Consider the following 19,751-nt stretch of genomic DNA (forward strand, 5'->3'; position numbering starts at 1 on the left):
TTTTCGCCTCCCTTATTTAGCACACAGCTATTATTTTTGGAATGGCATTCCGAGTTGTGTTAACAATTCACGAGATTCTTCGTCAGTGTTTGCAGTTGTAACAATAACGATATCCATACCACGAACTTTGCTAACTTTATCATAATCAATTTCAGGGAAAATCAATTGTTCTTTAATTCCCATTGTGTAGTTACCACGTCCATCGAATGATTTCTTCGATACGCCGTGGAAGTCACGAACACGTGGAAGTGAAACAGAAATAAGTTTGTCAAGAAACTCATACATGTGTTCACCACGAAGAGTAACTTTTGTACCGATTGGCATACCTTCACGAAGGCGGAAACCAGCGATAGAATTTTTTGCTCTAGTTACTACTGGTTTTTGACCAGCGATAAGTGTTAATTCTTCAACTGCGTTATCTAATACTTTAGAATTTTGTACAGCGTCACCAACACCCATGTTGATAACAATCTTATCGATTTTTGGTACTTGCATAACTGATTTATAGTTAAACTTGTTCATTAAAGCAGGAACAATTTCGTTAACATATTTTTCCTTTAGGCGGTTCATGTCGTGTACCTCCCTTCATCAAAAAACTATTTATCTAAAACTTCACCAGATTTTTTTGCTACACGCACTTTTTTGCCATCAACTACTTGATATCCAATACGAGTTGGCTCATTTGTTTTCGGGTCAACTACCATTACATTAGATACGTGAATTGGTGCTTCTTTATCGAAAATTCCACCTTGTGGATTCGCTTGAGAAGGTTTTGAATGTTTTTTCACAACGTTCACACCTTCAACAATTACACGGTCTTTTTTAGGAAAAGCTGCAAGGATAGTTCCTGTTTTGCCTTTATCTTTACCTGAAATAACCATAACTTTATCGCCTTTTTTTACATGCATCTTCATCGCACCTCCTTAACAACAAATCATTTTTTATTAAAGAACTTCCGGAGCTAACGATACGATCTTCATGAAATTGTTGTTACGTAGTTCACGAGCAACAGGTCCGAAAATACGTGTTCCACGAGGACTCTTGTCATCACGAATAATGACGCAAGCATTTTCATCGAAACGAATATATGAACCATCTGTACGACGTACACCACTCTTAGTACGTACTACAACAGCTTTCACAACGTCACCTTTTTTAACAACGCCTCCTGGTGTTGCTTGTTTCACAGTAGCAACGATAACATCGCCAATATTAGCTGTTTTACGTCCAGATCCACCTAATACTTTGATTGTAAGCACTTCTCTAGCACCAGAGTTGTCAGCTACTTTCAAACGAGTTTCTTGTTGTATCATTACGTTTACCTCCCTTCGGAATAAACATCAATCCGAACCGATATATTAAATAATAACTGCTTTTTCAACGATTTCAACAAGACGGAAACGTTTTGTCGCAGATAATGGACGAGTTTCCATAATGCTTACGATATCGCCTACTCTTGCTTCATTATTTTCATCATGAGCTTTAAATTTCTTAGAGTACTTTACGCGTTTACCGTATAGAGAATGTTTCTTGTAAGTTTCAACAAGTACAGTAATCGTTTTGTCCATTTTATCTGATACGACACGACCTGTATAAACTTTTCGTTGGTTGCGTTCACTCATTTATCGCAAACCTCCTCCCATTATCGATTGTTAATACCAATTTCTCTTTCACGAATAACAGTTTTCATACGAGCAATCGATTTACGTACTTCACGAATGCGGGCTGTATTTTCTAATTGACCAGTAGCTAACTGGAAGCGAAGGTTGAATAACTCTTCCTTCAGTGATTTGACTTTTTGTTCAATTTCGGCAGTGGTTAAATCACGGATTTCATTAGCTTTCATTAGAATCACCACCAATTTCTTCACGTTTTACAAACTTACATTTAATAGGAAGTTTGTGTGCTGCAAGACGAAGTGCTTCACGTGCAACTTCTTCAGATACTCCAGCAATTTCAAATAAAATTTTACCAGGTTTTACTACTGCTACCCATCCTTCAGGAGCACCTTTACCAGAACCCATGCGGACTTCAAGAGGTTTTGCAGTATAAGGTTTGTGAGGGAAAATTTTAATCCATACTTTACCGCCACGTTTCATATAACGTGTCATAGCGATACGAGCAGCTTCAATTTGACGGTTTGTAATCCAAGAAGCTTCTAAAGCTTGAAGACCGAATTCTCCGAAGCTTACTTCTGTACCACCTTTTGATTGCCCACGCATTTTCCCACGATGTTCACGACGGTATTTTACACGTTTAGGTAACAACATGATTAGTTTCCCCCTTCCTCAGTTTTTTTCTTAGTTGGAAGAACTTCTCCACGATAGATCCATACTTTAACACCAAGCTTACCGTATGTTGTGTCAGCTTCTGCATGTGCATAATCAATGTCAGCACGTAAAGTATGAAGAGGTACAGTTCCTTCACTATAATGTTCAGCACGAGCGATATCAGCGCCACCTAGACGACCTGAAACTTGTGTTTTAATACCTTTAGCACCAGCGCGCATTGCACGTTGAATTGCTTGTTTTTGAGCACGGCGGAAAGATACACGGTTTTCCAATTGACGTGCAATGTTTTCAGCTACTAATTTCGCATCAATATCAGCCTTTTTAATTTCAACGATATTGATATGAACTCTTTTACCAGTTAATTCGTTTAATGCTTTACGTAATGCTTCGACTTCAGTACCGCCTTTACCAATAACCATACCTGGTTTCGCAGTACGAATAGTAATATTTACACGATTTGCAGCACGTTCGATTTCTACGCCAGAAACAGAAGCGTCTGATAATCGTTTTGCGATATATTCGCGGATTTTAATGTCTTCGTGTAAAAGATCTGCATAGTCTTTTTCAGCGTACCATTTAGATTCCCAGTCACGAATAACACCGATCCGCAAACCGATTGGATTTACTTTTTGACCCACAAATTATCCCTCCTTCTGATCTGATACTACGATAGTAATATGACTAGTACGTTTGTTGATTTGGCTTGCGCGGCCTTGTGCACGTGGACGGAAACGTTTCAGTGTTGGACCTTCATTTACATAAGCCTGTGTAACAACAAGACTGTTAATATCCATATCGTAATTATGTTCTGCATTTGCGATAGCAGATTTTAATACTTTTTCAATGACTGGTGAAGCAGCTTTTGGAGTGTATTTTAAGATTGAAATTGCTTCGCCTGCTTGCTTTCCTCGAATTAGATCAACAACTAGTCGTGCTTTACGAGGAGCAATACGAACTGTTCTTGCAACAGCTTTTGCTTGCATTGAAATGCCCTCCTCTCATTAGCGTCTTGTTTTCTTATCGTCACTAGCGTGACCTTTATAAGTACGTGTTGGTGCAAATTCACCAAGTTTGTGGCCTACCATATCTTCTGTAACATATACAGGTACATGCTTGCGACCATCATAAACAGCAATTGTATGTCCAACAAATGCTGGGAAAATCGTTGAACGACGTGACCAAGTTTTAATTACTTGCTTTTTGTTATCTGCATTTAATTTTTCAACCTTTACCATTAAATGATCATCAACAAAAGGCCCTTTTTTTAAGCTGCGACCCATGGTCGAACCTCCCTTCGTGATTGCGCTACGGTCCTTATTTTGAACCGTAGTTCAACCGCATTATTTTTTACGACGACGTACGATAAATTTATCTGATTTGTTCTTTTTCTTACGAGTTTTGTATCCAAGAGTTGGTTTACCCCAAGGAGACATTGGTGATTTACGTCCGATTGGAGCGCGTCCTTCACCACCACCGTGTGGGTGATCATTAGGGTTCATTACAGAACCACGAACTGTTGGGCGGATACCTAACCAACGAGAACGACCAGCTTTACCGATGTTCACTAGTTCATGTTGTTCATTACCAACTTGACCGATTGTAGCACGGCAAGTAGCAAGAATCATGCGGACTTCACCAGAGTTTAGACGTACTAATACGTATTTGCCTTCTTTACCAAGCACTTGCGCAGAAGTACCAGCTGAACGAATTAATTGTCCACCTTTACCAGGTTTTAATTCGATATTGTGGATAACAGTACCAACTGGAATATTTGCTAGTGGTAATGCGTTACCTACTTTAATATCAGCTTCTGGACCTGACATGATTTCCATGCCAACTTTTAAATTCTTTGGTGCAATAATGTATCGTTTTTCTCCATCTAAGTAATGGATTAAAGCGATGTTAGATGAACGGTTTGGATCATACTCAATTGTAGCAACGCGTCCTGGTATACCATCTTTATCGCGTTTGAAATCGATAATACGGTATTGGCGCTTATGACCGCCACCTTGATGACGAACAGTTAACTTACCTTGGTTATTACGTCCGGCTTTTTTGCTTAGTGGAGCTAATAAAGATTTCTCAGGTTTACTAGTAGTAATTTCTTCGAAATCTAAAGCTGTCATACCGCGACGTCCATTAGAGGTTGGTTTATACTTTTTGATCGCCATTTTTTTCCCTCCTCTTTCGTTGAAATTATACTAATTAAAGTTCAAAGATTTCAATTTCTTTGCTATCAGCAGTTAAAGTAACAATAGCTTTACGGCGCTTGTTAGTGTAACCTGCAAAACGACCCATGCGTTTAAGTTTGCCTTTGTAATTTGCAATGTTTACTTTTGCAACTTTTACACCAAATACTTCTTCGATTGCGTCTTTTACTTGCGTTTTGTTCGCTTTAACATCAACTTCGAATGTGTATTTTTTATCGGCAACAACTTGCATAGAACGTTCAGTAATTACGGGGCGCTTAATGATATCACGAGCTTCCATTATCCAAGCACCTCCTCTACTTTTTCAACAGCAGCTTTAGTCATAATTAAATGGTCATGACTTACTACATCTAAAACATTAATACCGTTAGCTTCAACAACAGTTACTCCAGGTATATTACGAGCAGAAAGTGCAACATTTTCATCTAAACCATCTGTTACAACAAGAGCTTTCTTATTTACAGATAGATTTTTAAGAACTGCAACAAATTCTTTTGTTTTTGGAGCATTGAAGTTTAATGCATCTAGTACTAAAATGCTTTCTTCTTGTACTTTAGAAGATAACGCAGATTTAATTGCTAAACGACGTACTTTTTTAGGTAATTTATAGCTATAGCTACGTGGAACAGGACCAAATACAGTACCACCACCACGCCATTGTGGAGAACGGATAGAACCTTGACGGGCACGACCTGTACCTTTTTGACGCCATGGTTTACGACCACCGCCACGTACTTCTGAGCGACCTTTTACTTTATGTGTTCCTTGACGAAGTGAAGCTCTTTGCATAACGACTGCTTCAAATACAACATGGTTATTAGGTTCAATACCAAACACTGAATCGTTAAGTTCTACTTCACCAACTTTTGATCCGGTTTGATTGTATAGAGCAACTTTTGGCATTCCTGTTTCCTCCTTTCTGAATAAATATTATTGTGCTTTAATCGCTGATTTCACGATAACCATTGATTTTTTAGGACCAGGAACGTTCCCTTTTACTAAAAGTAGATTGCGTTCTGCATCAACTTTAACGATTTGAAGGTTTTGAATTGTAATTCTTTCTCCTCCAGTACGTCCAGGTAATGCTTTTTGCTTAAATACACGGTTTGGCGCTACAGGTCCCATTGAACCAGGACGACGATGGTAACGAGAACCGTGGGCCATTGGACCACGAGATTGACCATGACGTTTAATTACGCCTTGGAATCCTTTACCTTTAGAGATTCCAGTAACGTCTACGATGTCACCTTCCGCAAAAATATCTACTTTGACTTCTTGACCAATTTCAAAATCACCAGTGTTTACTCCGTTAAATTCACGAATGAAGCGCTTAGGAGCAGTATTGGCTTTTGCAACATGACCTTTTTCAGGCTTGTTTGCTAATTTATCGCGTTTATCTGAAAAACCAAGTTGGATCGCTTCATAGCCATCTGTTTCAGCAGTTTTCTTTTGAAGAACAACGTTTGGCGCTGCTTCAATAACAGTAACTGGAATAAGATCACCATTTTCAGCGAATACTTGTGTCATACCGATTTTTCTTCCTAAGATTCCTTTGGTCACGAGTCACACCTCCTAATATATTATCAAATATGTTTATTAAAGTTTAATTTCAATGTCAACGCCAGATGGTAAATCTAAACGCATTAATGAATCTACAGTTTGTGGTGTAGGATTCACAATATCAATTAGGCGTTTATGTGTGCGCATTTCAAATTGTTCACGAGAATCTTTGTATTTATGAACCGCACGAAGAATTGTGTAAACAGATTTTTCTGTTGGTAGTGGGATCGGACCAGAAACACTAGCACCAGATCTTTTAGCTGTTTCAACAATTTTTTCTGCTGATTGATCAAGAATTCTATGATCATATGCTTTTAAACGAATGCGAATTTTTTGTTTTGCCATTATTTTCCCTCCTTTATCGCCTATTTTATAATAGACATTCTCCATGGAAATTTCCTACACACGCGCCATGGCAAAGCGGCCGGGTGTGTCAGCAACCTTCCACTTCATCGCAGTCAAAGACCAACATCATCTATTATACACATATCGCCCATGAAATGCAACACGTATATAATATTTAATTGGTTTTTCAACACTTTTTCTATTATACATATTTAATACCAATACATCAAGTTTTACAAAAAAGAAATAAAAACCAAAAAAGAGCAATTGGAAGACCAACTGCTCTTTTTCTTATTAATCATGAAGATTATTTTTCGATTGAAGATACTGATCCAGCACCTACAGTACGTCCACCTTCACGGATTGAGAACTTAGTTCCTTCTTCGATAGCGATTGGAGAAATAAGTTCCACAGTCATTTCAATGTTATCTCCAGGCATTACCATTTCAACACCTTCTGGTAATTGGATGATTCCAGTTACATCAGTAGTACGGAAATAGAATTGTGGACGATAGTTAGAGAAGAATGGAGTATGACGTCCACCTTCTTCTTTAGAAAGAACGTAAACTTGTGCTTTAAATTTTGTATGTGGTGTAATTGAACCTGGTTTAGCCAATACTTGACCACGTTGTACATCTTCACGAGCAACCCCACGGAGAAGAGCTCCAATGTTGTCACCAGCTTCTGCATAGTCAAGAAGTTTACGGAACATTTCAACACCAGTTACAGTTGTTGAAGCAGGTTCTTCAGAAAGACCGATGATTTCAACAACGTCACCAACTTTAAGTTGTCCACGTTCAACACGACCTGTAGCAACAGTACCACGTCCAGTAATTGAGAACACGTCTTCAACTGGCATCATGAATGGTTTATCAGTTTCACGTTGTGGAGTTGGAATGTATTCATCAACAGCATCCATAAGTTCGATGATTTTAGCTTCCCATTCTGCATCGCCTTCAAGAGCTTTAAGAGCAGAACCTTTAATTACAGGAATATCATCTCCTGGGAAATCATATTCAGAAAGTAAGTCACGAACTTCCATTTCTACTAATTCAAGTAATTCTTCGTCGTCTACCATGTCGCATTTGTTTAAGAATACAACGATGTAAGGAACACCTACTTGACGAGAAAGAAGGATATGTTCACGAGTTTGTGGCATTGGACCATCAGCAGCAGAAACTACTAAGATAGCTCCGTCCATTTGTGCAGCACCAGTGATCATGTTTTTAACGTAGTCAGCATGTCCTGGGCAGTCAACGTGTGCATAGTGGCGTTTTTCAGTTTCATACTCAACGTGTGCAGTATTAATTGTGATACCACGCTCACGTTCTTCTGGTGCACCGTCGATTTGATCATATGCACGAGCTTCAGCTTTACCTGATTTAGATAAAACAGTTGTGATAGCAGCTGTTAAAGTAGTTTTACCATGGTCAACGTGACCGATTGTTCCAATGTTAGCATGTTCTTTTGAACGATCGAATTTTTCTTTAGCCATTAGGAAATCCTCCTTAATATGTTAAATTAGATTTTTAAGTATATTAGAAGCTTTAAAGTGGCATTACCAACTTTAAAGCGACATACCATTATAGTAGTAGTTATACTGTATTAAAGCGAATAAATCAATTATTCGCCTTTATTTTTTTTGATAATTTCTTCTGAAATTGCTTTTGGTACTTCTTCATAGTGATCAAAGTGCATAGTGAATACACCACGACCTTGTGTGCTTGAACGAAGTGCAGTAGCATAACCAAACATTTCAGAAAGTGGAACAAACGCACGAACAACTTGAGCATTACCGCGAGCTTCCATACCTTCTACACGGCCACGACGAGCTGTAATTTGTCCCATGATATCGCCTAAGTATTCTTCAGGGATAACAACTTCAACTCTCATAACAGGTTCTAATAGAACTGGATCACATTTTGAAGCAGCATTTTTAAGTGCTAATGAAGCAGCAATTTTAAACGCCATTTCACTTGAATCGACATCATGGTAAGAACCGTCATAAAGTTTAGCTTTGATATCAACTAATGGATAACCAGCTAGTACCCCACGTTGAAGTGCATCTTCAAGACCAGCTTGTACAGCTGGGATGTATTCACGTGGAACTACACCACCGACAATTGCATTTTCGAATTCAAAACCTTTTCCTTCTTCATTTGGAGTGAATTCAATCCAAACGTCACCGTATTGTCCGCGTCCACCAGATTGACGAGCGAACTTACCTTGAACTTGTGCAGACTTACGGAAAGTTTCACGGTAAGCAACTTGTGGAGCACCAACATTGGCTTCAACTTTGAATTCACGTTTCATACGGTCAACGATAATATCAAGGTGAAGTTCACCCATACCAGCAATGATTGTTTGACCTGTTTCTTGGTCAGTATGAGCACGGAATGTTGGATCCTCTTCTTGTAATTTTTGAAGAGCTGTTGTCATCTTATCTTGGTCTGCTTTAGATTTAGGTTCAACAGACAATTGAATTACAGGTTCAGGGAATTCCATAGACTCTAGGATTACAAGGTTTTTCTCATCACATAGAGTATCACCTGTAGTTGTATCTTTTAAACCTACTGCAGCAGCGATGTCTCCAGCGTAAACTTCAGAAATTTCATTACGGTGGTTCGCGTGCATTTGAAGAATACGACCTACACGTTCACGTTTGCCTTTTGTTGAGTTTTGTACATAAGATCCTGAACTTAAAGTTCCTGAATATACACGGAAGAATGTTAACTTCCCAACAAATGGGTCAGTCATAACTTTAAACGCTAACGCAGAGAATGGTTCATCATCGCTTGAAGGACGTGTTACTTCTTCATCTGAACCAGGAATAGTACCTTTAATTGCTGGTACATCTAATGGTGATGGGAGGTAATCAATAACAGCATCAAGCATTAATTGAACACCTTTGTTTTTGAACGCAGACCCACAAAGAACAGGGAAGAATTCAACATTAATGGTACTCTTACGAATAGCAGCTTTTAATTCTTCTTTAGAAATTTCTTCGCCACCAAGGTATTTTTCCATTAATTCTTCATCAAGTTCAGCAACTGCTTCAATTAGTTTTTCACGGTACTCATCTGCTTGATCTTTGTATTCTTCAGGAATATCACGAACTTCGATATCTGTACCTAAGTCATTACCATAGAATGTTGCTTTCATTTCAATTAAGTCAATGATACCTTCGAAATTATCTTCAGCACCAATTGGTAATTGAATTGCATGAGCGTTTGCTTGTAGACGATCATGGATAGTATTTACAGAATATAAAAAGTCTGCACCGATTTTATCCATTTTATTTACAAACACAATACGAGGAACCCCGTATGTTGTAGCTTGTCGCCAAACTGTTTCAGTTTGTGGCTCTACACCAGATTGTGCATCTAGAACTGCTACAGCACCATCTAATACACGAAGAGAACGTTCTACTTCAACAGTGAAGTCTACGTGCCCTGGAGTATCGATAATGTTTACACGATGGTTGTTCCATTGTGCAGTTGTTGCAGCAGATGTGATTGTGATACCACGCTCTTGCTCTTGTGCCATCCAGTCCATTTGAGACGCACCTTCATGAGTTTCACCGATCTTATGAATACGACCAGTGTAGTAAAGGATACGCTCAGTAGTTGTAGTTTTACCAGCATCAATGTGAGCCATGATACCGATATTACGAGTGTTTTCTAAGGAGAACTCTCTTGGCATCTCGTATTTCTCCTTCCTTTAACTAGATTTTAGGAGTATAAAATTATTACCAACGATAGTGAGCAAATGCTTTGTTTGCTTCAGCCATTTTATGAGTGTCTTCACGTTTTTTAACAGAAGCACCTGTATTGTTAGCAGCATCTAAAATTTCATTAGCTAGGCGTTCTTCCATTGTTTTTTCACCGCGAAGTCTTGCATAGTTTACTAACCAGCGAAGTCCTAAAGTCGTACGACGTTCAGGGCGCACTTCAACTGGAACTTGATAGTTAGCACCACCAACACGGCGAGCTCTTACTTCAAGTACAGGCATAATATTTTTTAAAGCTTGATCAAATACTTCCATAGGATCTTTACCCGTACGTTCACGGATAATATCAAATGAAGAATAAAGGATAGTTTGAGATTTACCTCTCTTACCATCAATCATCATTTTGTTAATCAAACGTGTTACCAATTTTGAATTATAAATAGGATCCGGTAATACGTCTCTTTTTGCAACAGGTCCTTTACGTGGCATGTATGAGATCCTCCTTTCAATAAGTCTTATAATTTAAGTTATTATTTTTTTTCTTTAGGTTTTTTAGTACCGTATTTAGAACGACCTTGTTGACGGTTATCAACACCAGCTGTATCTAATGCACCACGAACGATATGGTAACGTACCCCTGGTAAGTCTTTTACACGTCCACCACGAATAAGAACAACACTGTGCTCTTGTAAGTTGTGTCCGATACCTGGGATATAAGCTGTTACTTCGATTCCATTTGTTAAACGAACACGAGCATATTTACGAAGTGCTGAGTTCGGTTTTTTCGGTGTCATTGTACCTACACGAGTACATACTCCACGTTTTTGAGGTGAAGATAGATCTGTGTTGATTTTTTTGAAACTGTTGTAACCTTTGTTAAGCGCAGGTGATTTTGATTTCTCGATTTTAGATTTACGAGGTTTGCGCACTAATTGATTGATAGTAGGCATCTACTTTTCCTCCCTTCGAATAATTTAAGTCCACACATCCAGGTGGTTCATTTAAATGTAAAAACATATTTTTGCAGTGTATACCGCAAAAATGTTTAATAAATAAGTGCAACAGTTGCAGCTCCAACTTCAATACCACATGTCTTACCAAGTTGTTTCATAGAATCAACATAAGTAACTGGTATATGAAACTCTTGAGCGATATTCACAACTTTACTAGTTATTGCTGGGTCAGCATCTTCAGCAACAAGAAGTTCATTTACTTTACTCGCCTTAAGAGCTTTTACTGTTTGTTTTGTCCCTACAATAATTTCTTTAGCCTGAGTTACTTTTTCATAAGACATATTTAACATCCTCCAAAGTATACAGGTAATTGATAGGAGCACCTTGAATATATTATCATTTTAAAAATTCAAAGTCAACATCCATCTTCTTAAAATTTAATATTTCTATGTGCCGATACTAATACCGGCACATAGAAATGATTTTATTAATCAACTGGTACTTCTTCTTCTGTTTTAACAACTTCTGTTTGGGCTTTACGATAACGTGTCATACCAGTACCTGCTGGAACAAGTTTACCGATAATAACATTTTCTTTTAATCCTAGAAGTTCATCGCGTTTACCCTTAATAGCAGCATCTGTCAACACACGTGTTGTTTCTTGGAATGATGCAGCTGATAAGAATGAATCTGTTTCTAAGGATGCTTTTGTAATACCCAATAGAATTGGTCGGCCAGTTGCTGGTTGGTTACCTTCAATCAAAGCTCTTTCGTTTGCTTCGGTAAATTGGTGAATATCAAGTAATGATCCCGGCAATACATCAGTATCTCCAGCGTCAAGTACTCGGACTTTGCGAAGCATTTGACGTACCATTACTTCAATATGTTTATCACCGATTTCAACCCCTTGCATACGATAAACCTTTTGCACTTCATGAAGCAAGTATTCTTGAACAGTTTTAACGTCTGTTACACGTAGCAAGTCTTTAGGATCAATTGAACCTTCAGTTAATTCTTGACCTCTAACAACATGGCTGTCAACTGCCACTTTTAATCGTGACGTGTAAGGTGCTGTATATGTGCGTGTCTCAACTGCACCTTGAATTACGATTTCGTATTGGCGGTCACGACCTTCACTAATGGATGTTACAACACCATCAACCTCAGAGATCACCGCTTGACCTTTTGGATTTCTTGCTTCAAACAACTCTTGGATACGAGGAAGACCTTGTGTAATATCGTCTCCTGCTACTCCACCAGTATGGAATGTACGCATTGTTAACTGTGTACCAGGTTCACCGATAGATTGAGCAGCAATAATACCAACTGCTTCACCTACTTCAACTTCTTGACCTGTAGCTAAATTACGTCCATAACATTTCTTACACACACCATGACGAGTGTTACATGTAAACGCTGAACGAATCCAAACTTTTTCATAACCGGCATCTACAATTTCTTTCGCAACATCTTCGTTGATGAAACCATTCTCTTCTACAAGAATCTCACCAGTTTCAGGATGTTTAATTGTTTTTCTTGAATATCTGCCAATTAAGCGTTCTTCAAGAGATTCAATGATTTCATTTCCTTCTTTAAGTGCACTAATTAGCAATCCTCTATCTGTACCACAATCATCTTCACGGATGATAACATCTTGTGCTACATCAACGAGACGACGTGTCAAGTAACCAGAGTCAGCTGTTTTAAGGGCTGTATCGGCAAGACCTTTACGGGCACCATGTGTCGAAATAAAGTACTCTTGTACAGTTAAGCCTTCACGGAAACTTGATTTAATTGGCAACTCAATAATACGACCAGCTGGGTTGGCCATCAGACCACGCATACCAGCAAGCTGGGTAAAGTTTGAGGCGTTACCACGGGCTCCTGAGTCACTCATCATAAAGATTGGGTTCCGTTTATCGAGAGAAGCCATTAGCTTACCTTGGATCGTGTCTTTAGCAGCACTCCAAATAGAAATGACTCTGTCGTAACGTTCATCTTCAGTAATAAGACCACGTCTAAACTGTTTCATGACCTTATCAACTTTAATTTGCGCTTCATGAAGGATTTCTTCTTTTTCTCCTAATACAACAATATCTGCTACCCCAACAGTAATACCTGCTTTAGTAGAATATTTGAACCCTAGATCTTTCAAGCGGTCAAGCATCTTAGAAGTTTCAGTAATCTTAAATCGTTTGAACACTTCAGCAATGATGCTTCCTAGGAATCCTTTAACAAACGGCTTATTAAGCGGTTGTTTTTTAATATACTCTTTTACATCAACAGTCGGATCAACAAAATACTTTTCTGGTGTTTTTTCTTCCAGATTCGATTTTGTTGGCTCGTTGATATACGGGAAGCTTTTTGGCAAAATTTCGTTAAAAATAACTTTACCAGCAGTTGTAATTAATAATTGTTCATTTTGTTTTTCTGTAAATGTTGGATTATTTAGAGAACCAGCTTTAATCGCAATACGCGTATGGAAATGAACATAACCATTTTGATAAGCAAGATGCACTTCATTCACATTATTAAATATTGATCCTTCACCTACAGCATCTTCACGTTCTAAAGTAAGATAATAGTTACCTAATACCATATCTTGAGATGGTGTAACAACTGGTTTACCATCTTTCGGATTTAGAATGTTTTGCGCTGCTAACATCAACATACGTGCTTCAGCTTGAGCTTCTGCTGATAATGGAACGTGGACAGCCATTTGGTCACCATCAAAGTCCGCGTTGTATGCTGTACATACAAGTGGATGAAGGCGAATAGCGCGTCCTTCAACAAGCGTTGGTTCAAAAGCTTGAATCCCTAATCTATGCAAAGTCGGTGCACGGTTAAGTAATACTGGGTGTTCCTTAATAACTTCTTCTAGGACATCCCAAATTTCCGGCTGTAAACGTTCGATTTTACGTTTAGCACTCTTAATATTGTGAGCTAAACCTTTTTCAACTAGCTCTTTCATAACAAAAGGTTTGAACAATTCAATTGCCATTTCACGCGGCAGACCACATTGATACATTTTTAAGTTTGGTCCTACAACGATAACAGAACGGCCAGAGTAGTCAACACGTTTACCTAACAAGTTTTGACGGAATCGACCTTGTTTACCTTTCAGCATATGAGATAGTGATTTTAATGGACGGTTACCTGGTCCAGTTACAGGACGGCCACGGCGACCATTATCAATCAACGCATCTACAGCTTCTTGTAGCATACGTTTTTCGTTTTGAACAATGATACTTGGAGCACCAAGATCTAACAATCGTTTTAAACGGTTGTTACGGTTAATAACACGACGGTATAAATCATTCAAGTCAGAAGTAGCAAATCTTCCACCTTCCAATTGAACCATTGGACGTAATTCAGGCGGTATAACAGGAAGAACATCTAGAATCATCCAATCTGGATTATTTCCGGAATTACGGAATGCTTCTAACACTTCCAAACGTTTAATTGCACGAGTACGGCGTTGCCCTTGTGCTGATTTTAGTTCTTCTTTTAACATTTCTACTTCTTTATTGACATCGACGTCTTGGAGAAGTTTCTTAATCGCTTCAGCACCCATTCCTGCTTGGAATTTATTACCGTATTTTTCGCGGTACGCACGATATTCTTTTTCTGAAAGTAATTGTTTCTTTTCTAGTGAAGTATCACCTGTTTCAGTAACAACATAAGAAGCGAAATAAATTACTTCCTCTAATGCACGTGGAGACATATCTAGCACAAGTCCCATGCGGCTAGGTATCCCTTTAAAGTACCAAATATGTGATACTGGTGCAGCTAATTCAATGTGACCCATTCTTTCACGACGTACTTTTGCTCTCGTAACTTCTACACCACAGCGGTCGCAGACAACACCTTTATAACGAACACGCTTATATTTTCCACAATGACATTCCCAATCTTTTGTTGGACCAAAAATACGTTCACAGAAAAGACCATCTTTTTCAGGCTTTAATGTACGGTAATTAATCGTCTCAGGTTTTTTTACTTCACCATATGACCAAGAACGGATTTTATCTGGTGAAGCGAGACCTATTTTCATATATTCAAAATTATTTACATCTAGCAAGGGGCCTACCTCCCTTTAGTCTTTAGGTTATTACCTTAAAACAGCTTCTAGAAGAACAGAAATAGAAGTCAATACGTACGGATATAACATGAAAATGTGTTTTACCATCCGACCCATGACCTCTCATTTCTGTTCCATCTAGCTTCTAGATACTATTCCTTTGATGCACCTATTTCTTCTGGTTCTTCCTTAGTTTCTGGAGCAATATTTAAAGTATCAGCTTGATTTAGATCATCTTCATCCTCTAAATCACGCATCTCAATTTCTTCATCATCACTTGACAAGATTTTAACATCAAGGCCTAAACTTTGTAGTTCTTTAATCAATACTTTGAATGATTCAGGAACACCTGGTTCAGGGACATTTTCGCCCTTAACAATCGCTTCGTAAGTTTTCACACGGCCTACAACGTCATCTGACTTAACAGTAAGGATTTCCTGTAATGTGTATGCAGCACCATAAGCTTCCAGTGCCCATACCTCCATTTCTCCAAAACGTTGCCCACCGAATTGTGCTTTACCACCAAGCGGTTGTTGTGTAACAAGTGAGTAAGGTCCCGTTGAACGAGCATGAAGTTTATCATCAACCATGTGAGCCAATTTAATCATGTACATAATACCAACTGACACACGGTTATCGAACGGTTCACCAGTACGTCCATCATATAGAATCGTCTTGGCATCACGGGCCATACCAGCTTCTTCAATTGTTTCCCAAACATCTTCCTCACGTGCACCATCAAATACTGGTGTTGCGACACGGAGTCCAAGTTGTCTTGCAGCCATACCTAAATGTAATTCGAGTACTTGCCCGATGTTCATACGAGATGGCACGCCTAATGGGTTTAACATAATTTGAACTGGTGTACCATCTGGCATAAATGGCATATCTTCTTCAGGAAGAATACGGGAGATAACCCCTTTATTTCCGTGACGACCCGCCATTTTATCCCCTTGATGGATTTTACGTTTTTGTACAATATATACACGTACAAGCTGATTAACACCTGGTGGTAATTCATCACCAGCTTCACGAGTAAATACTTTGACATCTAAGACGATACCGCCCCCGCCGTGTGGAACACGTAGAGAAGTATCACGGACTTCGCGTGCTTTTTCACCAAAGATAGCATGTAATAGACGTTCTTCAGCAGTTAATTCTGTTACGCCTTTTGGTGTTACTTTACCAACAAGTAAATCGCCATCTTTAACTTCCGCACCAACACGAATGATTCCTCTTTCGTCTAGATTACGTAGCGCATCTTCACCGACATTTGGAATATCGCGTGTCATTTCTTCAGGTCCTAGCTTAGTATCACGTGCCTCAGATTCATACTCTTCAATATGAATAGAAGTGTAAACATCTTCTTTTACAAGTTTTTCACTCATAATGATGGCATCTTCATAGTTATAACCATCCCATGTCATAAAGGCAACTAAAACGTTTTGACCTAACGCTAATTCCCCTTGGTCCATAGATTGACCATCGGCAAGAATTTCGCCTTTTGTTACACGGTCACCTTTTTGAACAATTGGACGTTGGTTAATACACATACCATTATTTGAACGTTTAAACTTTTGTAGTCGATATTTATCAAGATCACCTTGAATTTCTTGGCCATCTACTTCTTGAATACGGCGTACCCAAATCTCACGAGCTTCAACATGTTCTACAATACCATTATGTTTACAAATTAAAGCCGCACCTGAATCTTTGGCAGAAACATATTCCATTCCAGTACCAACAATCGGCGCAGATGGTTTCATAAGTGGAACAGCTTGACGTTGCATGTTCGCTCCCATTAACGCACGGTTTGAGTCGTCGTTTTCAAGGAATGGGATACAAGCTGTAGCGGCAGATACTACTTGTTTAGGTGATACGTCCATATAATCAACGCGATCTGTTTTAACTACAATGTTTTCACCTCTAAAGCGAGCGTAAACTTCTTCCTCAGCGAAATATCCTTCATCATCCAAAATTGCATTCGCTTGAGCAACAACGTAATTGTCTTCTTCGTCTGCAGTTAAATAATCAATATGCTCAGTAACACGTCCTGTTTCAGGATCAACACGACGATACGGTGTTTCAATGAAACCAAAACGGTTTACCTTTGCATACGTTGATAACGAGTTAATTAGCCCAATGTTAGGTCCCTCAGGAGTTTCGATAGGACACATACGGCCATAGTGAGAATAGTGAACGTCACGAACTTCCATACCTGCACGTTCACGTGTTAAACCACCAGGTCCTAATGCAGATAAACGACGCTTATGCGTTAATTCTGCTAACGGATTTGTTTGGTCCATAAATTGTGACAACTGAGAGCTTCCAAAGAACTCTTTAATAGCCGCAATGACAGGACGAATATTAATTAATTGTTGCGGTGTGATTGTATTTACATCTTGGATAGACATTCTTTCACGTACTACCCGTTCCATCCGAGACAAACCGATACGGAATTGGTTTTGTAATAATTCACCAACAGAACGTAAGCGGCGGTTTCCAAGATGGTCAATGTCATCAGTGTCACCAACACCGTACAATAAATCAAAGAAATAACTGATAGACGCTACAATATCTGCAGGCGTAATATGTTTAATTTCTTCATCAACATAAGCGTTTCCGATTACATTTATTACTTTTTCATTATCATCAATTGGAGCATAAATTTTAATGGATTGCAGAACAACATCTTCTTCTACAACTCCTCCAACTTGCTGATATGTTTTGAAACCTAATCCACTTTCAAGGTTAGGTAAAATTTTATCAAGAGTTCGACGATCTAAAACTGTTCCTTCTTCAGCAATAATTTCTCCCGTTTCCGGATCTGCTAAAGTTTCAGCAAGACGTTGTCCGAAAAGACGAAACTTCATATGAAGTTTTTTGTTTATTTTATAACGACCAACATTTGCCAAATCGTAGCGTTTTGGATCGAAGAAACGTGAAATCAATAGACTTTTTGCGTTTTCTACGGTTGGTGGTTCACCTGGACGCAATCTTTCATATATCTCTAGTAAGGCCTTTTCAGTTCCTTCAGTATTGTCTTTTTCTAGTGTATTTCGAAGATACTCATTATCACCGATTAGATCAATTATCTCTTGATCAGAACCAAACCCAAGTGCTCTAAGAAGAACGGTTACAGGAAGCTTTCTTGTACGGTCAATACGAACATACACTACATCTTTAGCATCTGTTTCATATTCAAGCCATGCTCCACGGTTCGGAATTACAGTAGCAGTAAAACCGAATTTACCGTTTTTATCCATTTTTTTATTGAAGTAAACACTTGGTGAACGTACTAACTGAGATACAATAACACGCTCAGCACCGTTAATAATGAATGTTCCTGTTTCAGTCATTAACGGGAAATCACCCATAAAAACATCCTGGTCTTTTACTTCACCAGTCTCTTTATTCACAAGACGAACTTTTACGCGAAGTGGAGCAGCATATGTAACATCACGCTCTTTGCATTCATCTATAGAATATTTAGGCTCACCAAGACTATAATCGATAAATTCTAAAGATAAGTTACCAGCAAAATCCTCAATTGGAGAAATATCTTGAAACATTTCTCGTAAACCTTCATCAAGGAACCATTGGTATGAAGCTGTTTGAATCTCGATTAAGTTTGGTAATTCTAATATTTCACTAATACGCGCATAACTTCTACGTTGGCGGTGCCGTCCATACTGAACTAGTTGATGTGACAACTGATTCACCCCTCAAATCAAGCGTTTTGTTTGCGTCTTTAAGTCCAAAATCCTTCAGGCATGAGACAAAAAGAAAAAGGGTTTTTTACTAAAAACCACAATATCGCATGACGAGCTATTATTTTATAAGTATTTTCCATTAAATCCAAAATATATACTTGACAAAATAAAATTAAATTGGATTATGGAAAATATGATATTGGCATTTTATGATTTTAACACATGGTTAGATGTGAGTCAACTCTTTTTCGCTTTATAAATATAATATCCTTTTTCTTTTCCTACCAATTCCACCTCAGCAAAGATACTTTCTAGTTTTGCTTTTGCAGATGGTGCTCCTTGTTTCTTTTGAATAACAATCCATAATTCCCCACCCAATACAAGGTGCTGGTAGCTTTTTTCAAAAATTTCATGGACAACTTTTTTTCCGGCACGAATCGGCGGGTTTGTAACAATTAATGAAAAATGATTTTCACTGACATGTTCATAAATATTACTTTGGTAAATAAGAACATTAGAAAGGCCGTTGTATGAAGCGTTTTGTTTAGCCAAATCCACGGCCCTCTCATTCACATCAACCATATGAATTGTTCTTTCCGGAAAAGATTTTGCTAACGCTAAACCGATTGGTCCATACCCACAACCCATATCAAGAATCGGACCATTAATTTCTGGGAGTTGAATCTTCTCCACTAACACCCTAGATCCAAAGTCAACTTCATTTTTTGAAAAAACCCCTTGATCAGTACGGAAATGAAATGAATGACCTCTCAATATAAAGTCCCATGACATCGGTTTGCTTTCAACTTCTGGATGTTTCGAATAGTAATGTTCGGTCATATGCTACGCCTCTTTCTTATTAGAGGTT

Annotated in this window: 22 protein-coding genes; all 22 read right to left on the reverse strand. The window is 38.5% G+C overall.

Annotated elements, in window-relative coordinates; all coding sequences use genetic code 11:
• Window positions 1–30: 30 nt before the first annotated feature.
• Window positions 31–570 (reverse strand): 50S ribosomal protein L5, encoded by a 540-nt coding sequence (rplE, locus tag G4D61_RS13385; protein ID WP_025729813.1) that lies wholly within the window; start codon window positions 568–570, stop codon window positions 31–33.
• A gap of 26 nt (window positions 571–596) precedes the next feature.
• Window positions 597–908, reverse strand: coding sequence for a 50S ribosomal protein L24 (gene rplX / locus G4D61_RS13390; RefSeq protein WP_025729814.1), 312 nt, complete (start codon window positions 906–908; stop codon window positions 597–599).
• A 36-nt stretch (window positions 909–944) separates the two neighbouring features.
• Window positions 945–1,313 carry a 50S ribosomal protein L14 gene (gene rplN / locus G4D61_RS13395; RefSeq protein ID WP_025729816.1) on the reverse strand — a complete coding sequence of 123 codons (369 nt, stop codon included), beginning with the start codon at window positions 1,311–1,313 and terminating at the stop codon, window positions 945–947.
• Window positions 1,314–1,358: 45 nt separating this feature from the next.
• Window positions 1,359–1,622 (reverse strand): 30S ribosomal protein S17, encoded by a 264-nt coding sequence (rpsQ, locus tag G4D61_RS13400; RefSeq protein ID WP_025729818.1) that lies wholly within the window; start codon window positions 1,620–1,622, stop codon window positions 1,359–1,361.
• A gap of 20 nt (window positions 1,623–1,642) precedes the next feature.
• The gene (rpmC, locus tag G4D61_RS13405; RefSeq protein WP_025729820.1) at window positions 1,643–1,846 is read right to left on the reverse strand and encodes a 50S ribosomal protein L29; all 204 of its coding nucleotides are present in this window, start codon (window positions 1,844–1,846) and stop codon (window positions 1,643–1,645) included.
• On the reverse strand, window positions 1,836–2,270 hold the full coding sequence (gene rplP, locus G4D61_RS13410; protein WP_025729822.1) for a 50S ribosomal protein L16: 435 nt from the start codon (window positions 2,268–2,270) through the stop codon (window positions 1,836–1,838). The genes rpmC and rplP overlap by 11 nt, the downstream gene beginning before the upstream one ends.
• 2 nt (window positions 2,271–2,272) lie before the next feature.
• Window positions 2,273–2,929 (reverse strand): 30S ribosomal protein S3, encoded by a 657-nt coding sequence (gene rpsC / locus G4D61_RS13415; protein WP_025729823.1) that lies wholly within the window; start codon window positions 2,927–2,929, stop codon window positions 2,273–2,275.
• A 3-nt stretch (window positions 2,930–2,932) separates the two neighbouring features.
• Window positions 2,933–3,274, reverse strand: a complete 342-nt coding sequence (gene rplV, locus G4D61_RS13420) for a 50S ribosomal protein L22 (protein WP_025729825.1) — start codon at window positions 3,272–3,274, stop codon at window positions 2,933–2,935.
• A gap of 18 nt (window positions 3,275–3,292) precedes the next feature.
• Window positions 3,293–3,571 carry a 30S ribosomal protein S19 gene (gene rpsS, locus G4D61_RS13425; protein ID WP_025729827.1) on the reverse strand — a complete coding sequence of 93 codons (279 nt, stop codon included), beginning with the start codon at window positions 3,569–3,571 and terminating at the stop codon, window positions 3,293–3,295.
• A 60-nt stretch (window positions 3,572–3,631) separates the two neighbouring features.
• Window positions 3,632–4,462, reverse strand: coding sequence for a 50S ribosomal protein L2 (gene rplB / locus G4D61_RS13430; protein WP_025729829.1), 831 nt, complete (start codon window positions 4,460–4,462; stop codon window positions 3,632–3,634).
• A gap of 34 nt (window positions 4,463–4,496) precedes the next feature.
• Window positions 4,497–4,781 carry a 50S ribosomal protein L23 gene (gene rplW, locus G4D61_RS13435; RefSeq protein ID WP_025729831.1) on the reverse strand — a complete coding sequence of 95 codons (285 nt, stop codon included), beginning with the start codon at window positions 4,779–4,781 and terminating at the stop codon, window positions 4,497–4,499.
• On the reverse strand, window positions 4,781–5,404 hold the full coding sequence (gene rplD / locus G4D61_RS13440) for a 50S ribosomal protein L4 (RefSeq protein WP_025729833.1): 624 nt from the start codon (window positions 5,402–5,404) through the stop codon (window positions 4,781–4,783). The genes rplW and rplD overlap by 1 nt, the downstream gene beginning before the upstream one ends.
• A 27-nt stretch (window positions 5,405–5,431) precedes the next feature.
• The gene (gene rplC / locus G4D61_RS13445; RefSeq protein ID WP_025729835.1) at window positions 5,432–6,061 is read right to left on the reverse strand and encodes a 50S ribosomal protein L3; all 630 of its coding nucleotides are present in this window, start codon (window positions 6,059–6,061) and stop codon (window positions 5,432–5,434) included.
• A gap of 36 nt (window positions 6,062–6,097) precedes the next feature.
• Complete coding sequence (rpsJ, locus tag G4D61_RS13450; protein WP_025729837.1) at window positions 6,098–6,406, reverse strand: 30S ribosomal protein S10; 309 nt, start codon at window positions 6,404–6,406, stop codon at window positions 6,098–6,100.
• A 307-nt stretch (window positions 6,407–6,713) separates the two neighbouring features.
• Window positions 6,714–7,901, reverse strand: a complete 1,188-nt coding sequence (gene tuf / locus G4D61_RS13455) for an elongation factor Tu (protein WP_025729839.1) — start codon at window positions 7,899–7,901, stop codon at window positions 6,714–6,716.
• Window positions 7,902–8,029: 128 nt separating this feature from the next.
• Window positions 8,030–10,108 carry an elongation factor G gene (gene fusA, locus G4D61_RS13460; protein WP_025729841.1) on the reverse strand — a complete coding sequence of 693 codons (2,079 nt, stop codon included), beginning with the start codon at window positions 10,106–10,108 and terminating at the stop codon, window positions 8,030–8,032.
• A gap of 46 nt (window positions 10,109–10,154) precedes the next feature.
• A complete protein-coding gene (gene rpsG / locus G4D61_RS13465; RefSeq protein WP_025729844.1) occupies window positions 10,155–10,625 on the reverse strand; it encodes a 30S ribosomal protein S7 in 471 nt (156 codons plus the stop codon).
• A gap of 41 nt (window positions 10,626–10,666) precedes the next feature.
• Complete coding sequence (rpsL, locus tag G4D61_RS13470) at window positions 10,667–11,086, reverse strand: 30S ribosomal protein S12 (protein WP_025729846.1); 420 nt, start codon at window positions 11,084–11,086, stop codon at window positions 10,667–10,669.
• A 95-nt stretch (window positions 11,087–11,181) separates the two neighbouring features.
• The gene (locus G4D61_RS13475; RefSeq protein ID WP_025729849.1) at window positions 11,182–11,430 is read right to left on the reverse strand and encodes a 50S ribosomal protein L7ae-like protein; all 249 of its coding nucleotides are present in this window, start codon (window positions 11,428–11,430) and stop codon (window positions 11,182–11,184) included.
• Between the two features lie 146 nt (window positions 11,431–11,576).
• A complete protein-coding gene (gene rpoC, locus G4D61_RS13480) occupies window positions 11,577–15,170 on the reverse strand; it encodes a DNA-directed RNA polymerase subunit beta' (RefSeq protein ID WP_025729852.1) in 3,594 nt (1,197 codons plus the stop codon).
• Window positions 15,171–15,322: 152 nt separating this feature from the next.
• The gene (gene rpoB / locus G4D61_RS13485; RefSeq protein ID WP_025729854.1) at window positions 15,323–18,883 is read right to left on the reverse strand and encodes a DNA-directed RNA polymerase subunit beta; all 3,561 of its coding nucleotides are present in this window, start codon (window positions 18,881–18,883) and stop codon (window positions 15,323–15,325) included.
• Between the two features lie 237 nt (window positions 18,884–19,120).
• On the reverse strand, window positions 19,121–19,723 hold the full coding sequence (locus G4D61_RS13490) for a class I SAM-dependent methyltransferase (RefSeq protein ID WP_025729857.1): 603 nt from the start codon (window positions 19,721–19,723) through the stop codon (window positions 19,121–19,123).
• Window positions 19,724–19,751: the final 28 nt, after the last annotated feature.

Origin of the sequence: Heyndrickxia ginsengihumi, assembly GCF_011008565.1 — a bacterium.
Classification (GTDB): domain Bacteria; phylum Bacillota; class Bacilli; order Bacillales; family Bacillaceae_C; genus Weizmannia; species Weizmannia ginsengihumi.

What these genes read in the sequence shown, in the direction of transcription:
- rplV (WP_025729825.1), bottom strand. Translation starts at nt 3,274, where the DNA reads ATGCAAGCAAAAGCTGTTGCAAGAACAGTTCGTATTGCTCCTCGTAAA.
- fusA (WP_025729841.1), bottom strand. Translation starts at nt 10,108, where the DNA reads ATGCCAAGAGAGTTCTCCTTAGAAAACACTCGTAATATCGGTATCATG.
- rpsL (WP_025729846.1), bottom strand. Translation starts at nt 11,086, where the DNA reads ATGCCTACTATCAATCAATTAGTGCGCAAACCTCGTAAATCTAAAATC.
- rplD (WP_025729833.1), bottom strand. Translation starts at nt 5,404, where the DNA reads ATGCCAAAAGTTGCTCTATACAATCAAACCGGATCAAAAGTTGGTGAA.
- rpsS (WP_025729827.1), bottom strand. Translation starts at nt 3,571, where the DNA reads ATGGGTCGCAGCTTAAAAAAAGGGCCTTTTGTTGATGATCATTTAATG.
- G4D61_RS13490 (WP_025729857.1), bottom strand. Translation starts at nt 19,723, where the DNA reads ATGACCGAACATTACTATTCGAAACATCCAGAAGTTGAAAGCAAACCG.
- rplW (WP_025729831.1), bottom strand. Translation starts at nt 4,781, where the DNA reads ATGGAAGCTCGTGATATCATTAAGCGCCCCGTAATTACTGAACGTTCT.
- rpsJ (WP_025729837.1), bottom strand. Translation starts at nt 6,406, where the DNA reads ATGGCAAAACAAAAAATTCGCATTCGTTTAAAAGCATATGATCATAGA.
- tuf (WP_025729839.1), bottom strand. Translation starts at nt 7,901, where the DNA reads ATGGCTAAAGAAAAATTCGATCGTTCAAAAGAACATGCTAACATTGGA.
- rplP (WP_025729822.1), bottom strand. Translation starts at nt 2,270, where the DNA reads ATGTTGTTACCTAAACGTGTAAAATACCGTCGTGAACATCGTGGGAAA.
- rpsQ (WP_025729818.1), bottom strand. Translation starts at nt 1,622, where the DNA reads ATGAGTGAACGCAACCAACGAAAAGTTTATACAGGTCGTGTCGTATCA.
- rplN (WP_025729816.1), bottom strand. Translation starts at nt 1,313, where the DNA reads ATGATACAACAAGAAACTCGTTTGAAAGTAGCTGACAACTCTGGTGCT.
- rpsG (WP_025729844.1), bottom strand. Translation starts at nt 10,625, where the DNA reads ATGCCACGTAAAGGACCTGTTGCAAAAAGAGACGTATTACCGGATCCT.
- rplX (WP_025729814.1), bottom strand. Translation starts at nt 908, where the DNA reads ATGCATGTAAAAAAAGGCGATAAAGTTATGGTTATTTCAGGTAAAGAT.
- rplB (WP_025729829.1), bottom strand. Translation starts at nt 4,462, where the DNA reads ATGGCGATCAAAAAGTATAAACCAACCTCTAATGGACGTCGCGGTATG.
- rplE (WP_025729813.1), bottom strand. Translation starts at nt 570, where the DNA reads ATGAACCGCCTAAAGGAAAAATATGTTAACGAAATTGTTCCTGCTTTA.
- G4D61_RS13475 (WP_025729849.1), bottom strand. Translation starts at nt 11,430, where the DNA reads ATGTCTTATGAAAAAGTAACTCAGGCTAAAGAAATTATTGTAGGGACA.
- rpmC (WP_025729820.1), bottom strand. Translation starts at nt 1,846, where the DNA reads ATGAAAGCTAATGAAATCCGTGATTTAACCACTGCCGAAATTGAACAA.